Annotated in this window: 4 protein-coding genes; 2 read left to right on the forward strand and 2 right to left on the reverse strand. The window is 62.3% G+C overall.

What is annotated here, in order from left to right:
• Positions 1-219 precede the first annotated feature (219 nt).
• Both glnE and Q0S71_RS05900 read left to right on the forward strand, forming a co-directional pair.
• Positions 220-2940: a bifunctional [glutamate--ammonia ligase]-adenylyl-L-tyrosine phosphorylase/[glutamate--ammonia-ligase] adenylyltransferase gene (glnE, locus tag Q0S71_RS05895; protein WP_295992777.1), complete on the forward strand. Its 2721-nt coding sequence runs from the start codon at positions 220-222 to the stop codon at positions 2938-2940.
• 71 nt (positions 2941-3011) lie between these two features.
• Positions 3012-3479 (forward strand): cache domain-containing protein, encoded by a 468-nt coding sequence (locus Q0S71_RS05900; protein ID WP_295992781.1) that lies wholly within the window; start codon positions 3012-3014, stop codon positions 3477-3479.
• A 315-nt stretch (positions 3480-3794) separates the two neighbouring features.
• On the opposite strand, the gene gap is transcribed toward Q0S71_RS05900, so the two are convergent.
• Both gap and Q0S71_RS05910 read right to left on the reverse strand, forming a co-directional pair.
• Positions 3795-4805, reverse strand: coding sequence for a type I glyceraldehyde-3-phosphate dehydrogenase (gene gap, locus Q0S71_RS05905; RefSeq protein WP_295992783.1), 1011 nt, complete (start codon positions 4803-4805; stop codon positions 3795-3797).
• Positions 4806-4841: 36 nt separating this feature from the next.
• The coding region (locus Q0S71_RS05910; RefSeq protein WP_295992786.1) for a transketolase C-terminal domain-containing protein at positions 4842-6252 on the reverse strand (1411 nt) is incomplete at its 5' end.

A 6252-nucleotide genomic window follows, 5' to 3' on the forward strand; every position in this document is an offset into this window, starting at 1 on the left:
ATAAGCTAATAAATCCGGCCCGGCGTAAAATAAATCGCTAAAATCGTCCCACCTGGCGTGATGCATCCAAGCAAACCCTGCTACGGCCACCCGACAGTGCGGTGCGGCCCTGCTCGGACACGGGCTGACGTCCCGCGCAGCAATTCTACCGCATACACCGGCGCCTCAAGCCGTAATTACGGCCCTCAGGCCCGCGCCACAGCAAGGAAACCGCCTTTCATGACCGCCATCGCAACGACTTCACCATCCCGTTTTTACCAGCGCTGGCTGGCCGCCGCCCCGGAACGGGCCGCAAAAGTGGAGGAGTTGGCGCAATTATCGCTTGTCGGGATGAATTTCGCTGACTATCTGGCAAAAGAAAGCGCCGCCGGCCTGCCGCTGGGCCGGGCCATGCGGCGCCTGCGCAACCTAGTGGTGTGCGCACTGATCCGGCGCGACCTGGACGGCCGCGCCGACCTGGCCGAGGTGGTCGCGACCATGACCGCCTTCGCCGACTTCGCCATCGCCCGCCACCTGGAGGCGCTGGACGCCGAACAACGCGCCGCCCACGGCACGCCGACCGACCACGAATCGGGCCTGCCGCAGCAACTGATGGTGTTGGCCATGGGCAAGCAAGGCGGCGGCGAACTGAATGTGTCGTCCGACATCGACCTGATCTTCGTGTATGCCGAGGATGGCGACACGGTGGTGAGCGAAGCGGGCCAGCGCGGCTTGTCGAACCATGAGTATTTCATCCGGCTGGGCAAGAAGTTGATCGCCGCATTGGCGGAGATCACCGAAGATGGCTATACTTTCCGCGTCGATATGGCCTTGCGGCCGAACGGCGGCTCGGGACCGCTGGCGGCCAGCCTCGGCATGGTCGAGCAATACCTGATCGTGCAGGGCCGCGAATGGGAGCGCTACGCCTGGGTCAAGGCGCGCGCCGTCACCGGCCGCGCCGACGACATCGCCGCGCTCGACGCCATCGTGCGGCCGTTCGTGTTCCGGCGCTACCTCGACTTCGGCGTCATCGACGCCATCCGCACCATGCACGCCCAGATCCGCGCCGAGGTCAACCGGCAGGAACGGCTGCACCCGGACCGCAGCAACAACGTCAAGCTGGGCCGGGGCGGGATCCGGGAAATCGAATTCCTGGCGCAAGTGTTCCAGCTGATACGGGGCGGGCGCGACGCCGCGCTGCGCGACCGCTCAACGCGCACCACCCTGCGCACCATCGGCGATAAATCCCTGCTAAGCGCGGACATCGTACGCCAACTGCTGGCATCCTACACCTTCCTGCGCAACCTGGAACACCGCCTGCAATACCTGGACGACGCCCAGATCCACACGCTGCCGGCCAACGACGCCGACCGCCTGGTGGTGGCGCAAATGATGGGCCTGCCCGACACGGCGGCCTTGCTGACGCGGCTGGAAGCGCACCGCGCCTTCGTCGCCGGCCAGTTCGATGAAATGTTCGCCGACAAGAGCAGCGGCAGCGAAAACGATATCGACCCGCGTTCCAGCAACGAATGCGCCGATCCCGACAACCGCGAAGCGATCGAGGCCCGGTTCGCCGCGCTCGGCTTCGTCGACCCGGCCGGCGCCGCCAACCGCCTGATCGCCACTTGGCGGGCGCCGCGCCTGCAATCGCTGCCGGAAGCGAGCCGCAACCGCCTGGTCGCGCTGGTCAACACGGCGCTGCCGCTGATCGCCCTGTGCGCGCAGGAGTCGACCGGCGGCAATGCGCAGGCCACGTTGGGCCGGCTGCTCGATTTCCTCGAAGCCATCGCGCGCCGCTCGGCCTATCTGTCGCTGCTGACCGAATATCCGCACACACTGACGCGCGTGATCCGCATGGTGCACGCCAGCGGCTGGGCCGCCACCTTCCTGACGCAACATCCCATCCTGCTCGACGAATTGCTCGACGACCGGGTCCGCAACGCCGTGTTCGACCCGGCCGCGCTGGCCGTCGAGCTCGACCAGCAACTGGCCGGCGCCGCCGGCGACACCGAGCGCCAGATGGATATCTTGCGCGAAGTGCACCACGCCCAGCTGTTCCACCTGCTGGCCCAGGACTTGGCCGGCGACCTGACGGTGGAAAAGCTGGCCGACCATTTGTCGGCGCTGGCCGATACCATCGTCGCGGCGGCCGTGCCGGCCGTGTGGCGGACGGTGGCCACGCGCCACCGCGAGGTGCCGCGCTTCGCCGTGATCGCGTACGGCAAGCTGGGCGGCAAAGAACTCGGCTACGTCTCCGATCTCGACGTCATCTTCCTGTTCGACGACGCCGACCAGGACGCGCCGGCCTTGTACGCCAAGCTGGCCCAGCGGTTCATCACGTGGATGACGTCGCACACCTCGGCCGGCATCCTGTTCGACATCGATATCGCGCTGCGGCCCGACGGCGCCAGCGGCATGCTGGTGTCGAGCGTGGCCGCCTTCGAGCGCTACCAAAGCTCCTCGGCCTGGATCTGGGAACACCAGGCGCTGACCCGGGCCCGCTTCTGCGCCGGCGATGCGGCCATCGGCTTGCGCTTCGAGCAAATCCGCGACGCCGTGCTGGCGCGCCCGCCAGCCGACGGCCTGAAGGCCGAAGTACTTGCTATGCGGCAAAAAATGCACGATGCCCACCCCAACCATTCCAACTTGTTCGACTTGAAACAAGACGCCGGCGGCATGATCGACATCGAATTCATCGTCCAGTTCCTCGTGCTGCGATATGCGGCGACGTTCCCGCAGTTGACTGCGAACATCGGCAACATTGCACTGCTGAAATTATGCGCCACGCTCGTCCTGATAGACGCGGCGCTGGCGGACCAGGTTGGCGATGCGTATCGGCAACTTCGCAAGCTGCAACACCAGCTGCGTCTACAGGGCCAGGATCTGGCCCGGGTCGAACCGGCACAGGTGGCCGCGCATGCCGCGTGCGTGCGGCAGTTATGGAACGCTATTTTTAATTGAACACCGCGACGGCAACGGGCATTCTTAATTGACGTGTATATTTATCTTTCCGTTATGGAATGGAGATAAAGATGAAAGCACTATTGGCCGCAGTCGCAGTCAGTATTAACATCAGCATTCTGGCCATACCCGGCGCCGCGTTCGCGGCCGATAAAGGCACGGCGGCCGAGGCCATCGCCATGGTTAAAAAAGCCGTCGCACTGATTAAATCGGACGGCAAGGAAAAAGCCTACGCCGCCTTTTCCGACCGCGCCAATACCAGCTTCCACGACCGCGATTTATATATCTTTGTTTATGACTTGAATGGCGTGGCTGTGGCGCACGGCAATAATCCCAAGATGGTCGGCAAACCTTTAATTGACCTGAAAGATAATGAGGGCAAACCACTGGTGAAAGAAATGGTCGACGTCGCAAAACTCAGGGGCAGAGGCTGGGTCAAATATAAATGGCCGAATCCTGTCGCCAAAACGATCGAATCCAAATCCAGCTATGTGGAACGAGTGGACGATGTGCTGGTCGGCTCGGGCATTTACAAATAACAGCGCGCCCCCGGCTACGCTGTAGCGACAATACAGGAATGGAGTGCCCGGCATCGACGGCCCGGCACTCCATTTTTTCATCGCTGAAAGCGGGTCCGCAGCACGTTGCATCATTTTGCCGGGCTACGATCTTGAATTCATGCTATTTTTTAGCTTGAACAGATCAATTATCAGCATGCTATCGCCTCGCATCCCAGCGCTCGGGCAAGCCAGTCCAAAAGGGCCGCTTCAATCACGTGAATAAAAAAATGCCCCCCGGCTTATCGACGGGAGGCATTTTTATGACAGCGCAGTTTATGCGCTGTTTTTAAGTGATTACTTGGCAGTCATCAAGGCGACGGTGGTATCGAGCATACGGTTCGAGAAGCCCCATTCATTGTCGTACCACGACGATACTTTCACCAGGCGACCATTAACTTTGGTCAGCGTCGAATCGAAATTCGACGAGGCCGGATTATGGTTGAAGTCGATGGACACCAGCGGCTCGGTCTGATAAGTCAGAATGCCGTTCAATGCGCCTTCCGAAGCCGTCTTCAAAATGGCATTGACTTCGTCCACCGTTGTTTCACGCGAGGCGATAAACGTCAGGTCGACCAGCGAGACATTAATGGTCGGAACGCGAATCGCGAAACCATCAAGCTTGCCATTCAATTCCGGCAGCACCAGGCCCACCGCCGCGGCGGCGCCGGTTTTGGTGGGAATCATGCTCATCGTGGCGGAACGGGCACGGCGCAGATCTTCATGCCATACGTCGGACAATACCTGGTCGTTGGTATAAGCGTGAACCGTGGTCATCAAACCGTTTTCCACACCGATGGCATCGTTCAATGGCTTGACCAGCGGCGCCAGGCAATTGGTGGTGCACGACGCGTTCGAGATCACGGTGTCGGTCGATTTCAGCACGTGCTGGTTGACGCCGAACACGATGGTGGCGTCGACATCCTTGCCGCCCGGTGCGGAAATGATGACTTTCTTGGCGCCGCCTTTCAGGTGGGCCGACGCTTTTTCCTTGGTGGTGAAGAAGCCGGTGCATTCGAGCACGACGTCCACGCCCAGCTCGCCCCACGGGATTTCCGCAGGGTTGCGCTGCGCGAAGACGCGGATGGCGTCGCCGTTGACGATCATATTGTCGCCTTCGACCGTGACGGTGCCGGGGAACTTGCCGTGGGCCGTGTCGTAACGGGTCAGGTGGGCGTTCGACTTGGCATCGCCGAGGTCGTTGATCGCCACGATCTGGATATCTTGTTTCTTGCCGCCTTCGTAGAAAGCGCGCAGTACATTGCGGCCGATGCGGCCATAACCATTGATTGCAACTTTGATCGTCATACTTTGCTCCTGATTAAAAGAAACTACAGCAATAAATTATGCCACGAGTACGGATTTGACTTTGGCGACGACATTTTCCACCGTGAAGCCGAAGTGCTTGAACAGCACGTTGGCCGGGGCCGATTCGCCGAAGCTGTCGATACCGACCACGGCGCCTTCCAGACCGACGTATTTGTACCAGAAATCGGTCACGCCCGCTTCGATGGCGACGCGCGGCACACCTTTGGTCAACACGCTGGCCTTGTAGGCGGCGTCCTGACGGTCGTACACGTCGGCCGACGGCATCGACACCACGCGCACGGCGATGCCGTCGGCGGCCAGCGCGCTGGCGGCGGCGACGGCCAGTTCGATTTCGGAGCCGGTGGCGATCAGGATCGCCTTGGCGTCGGCCACGTCGGCCAGCACGTAGCCGCCGCGGGCGATATCGGCGATCTGCTGCGCGGAACGCTCCTGGTAAGGCAGGTTCTGGCGCGTGAAGATCAGCGTCGACGGGCCGTTCTTGCGCTGCACCGCAGCGCCCCAGGCCACCATCGATTCGACGGTGTCGCACGGACGCCAGTTGTCCAGGTTGGGGATCAAACGCATCGACGAGACGTGCTCGACCGACTGGTGGGTCGGGCCGTCTTCGCCCAGGCCGATGGAATCGTGGGTGAACACGAAGATCGAGCGCAGTTTCATCAGCGCGGCCATGCGCAGCGCGTTGCGGCTGTAGTCCGAGAACGTCAGGAAGGTGGCGCCGAACGGCAGATAACCGCCGTGCAGCGCAACGCCGTTGATGATGGCGCTCATGCCGAATTCGCGCACGCCGTAGCTGATGTGATTGCCCGGCTTGCCGGAACGCAGGGAGACCGACTCTTTCCAGTTGGTCAGGTTGGAGCTGGTCAAATCGGCCGAGCCGCCCAGGAATTCGGGGAACACCGGGGCCAGCGCCTGGATCGCGTTCTGGCTGGCCTTGCGGGTGGCGATGTTTTCTTTCTTTTCGACGCAGGCGGCGATGGCGGCGGCCAGCGTGGCGTCGAAGGCGGGCGGCAGGTCGCCGGCCATGCGGCGCAGTAATTCCGCCGCTTGTTCGGGGAACTGCGCGCTATAGGCAGCGAACGTCGCCGACCATCCCGATTCGCATTCGGCGCCGGCGGCTTTCGCGTCCCAAGCGGCGTACATGTCGGCCGGCATCTCGAATGGTGCGGCGTCCCAGCCGATGTAGGCGCGGACGGCGGCGACTTCCTTGTCGCCCAGCGCGGCGCCGTGAACCTTGTCGCCGCCCTGCAAATTCGGCGAACCCTTGCCGATGATGGTCTTGCAGCAGATCAGGGTCGGCTTGTCGGACAGCTTGGCGGCGGCGATCGCGGCGGCCACGGCGGCAACGTCATGGCCGTCGACGGCCGGGATCACGTTCCAGCCGTAGGCGGCGAAGCGGCCTGGCGTGTCGTCGGTGAACCAGCCTTCG

It is taken from the genome of Rugamonas sp. (assembly GCF_025354735.1).
In the GTDB taxonomy this organism is placed as follows: domain Bacteria; phylum Pseudomonadota; class Gammaproteobacteria; order Burkholderiales; family Burkholderiaceae_D; genus Rugamonas.

What these genes read in the sequence shown, in the direction of transcription:
- glnE (WP_295992777.1), top strand. Translation starts at nt 220, where the DNA reads ATGACCGCCATCGCAACGACTTCACCATCCCGTTTTTACCAGCGCTGG.
- Q0S71_RS05900 (WP_295992781.1), top strand. Translation starts at nt 3,012, where the DNA reads ATGAAAGCACTATTGGCCGCAGTCGCAGTCAGTATTAACATCAGCATT.
- gap (WP_295992783.1), bottom strand. Translation starts at nt 4,805, where the DNA reads ATGACGATCAAAGTTGCAATCAATGGTTATGGCCGCATCGGCCGCAAT.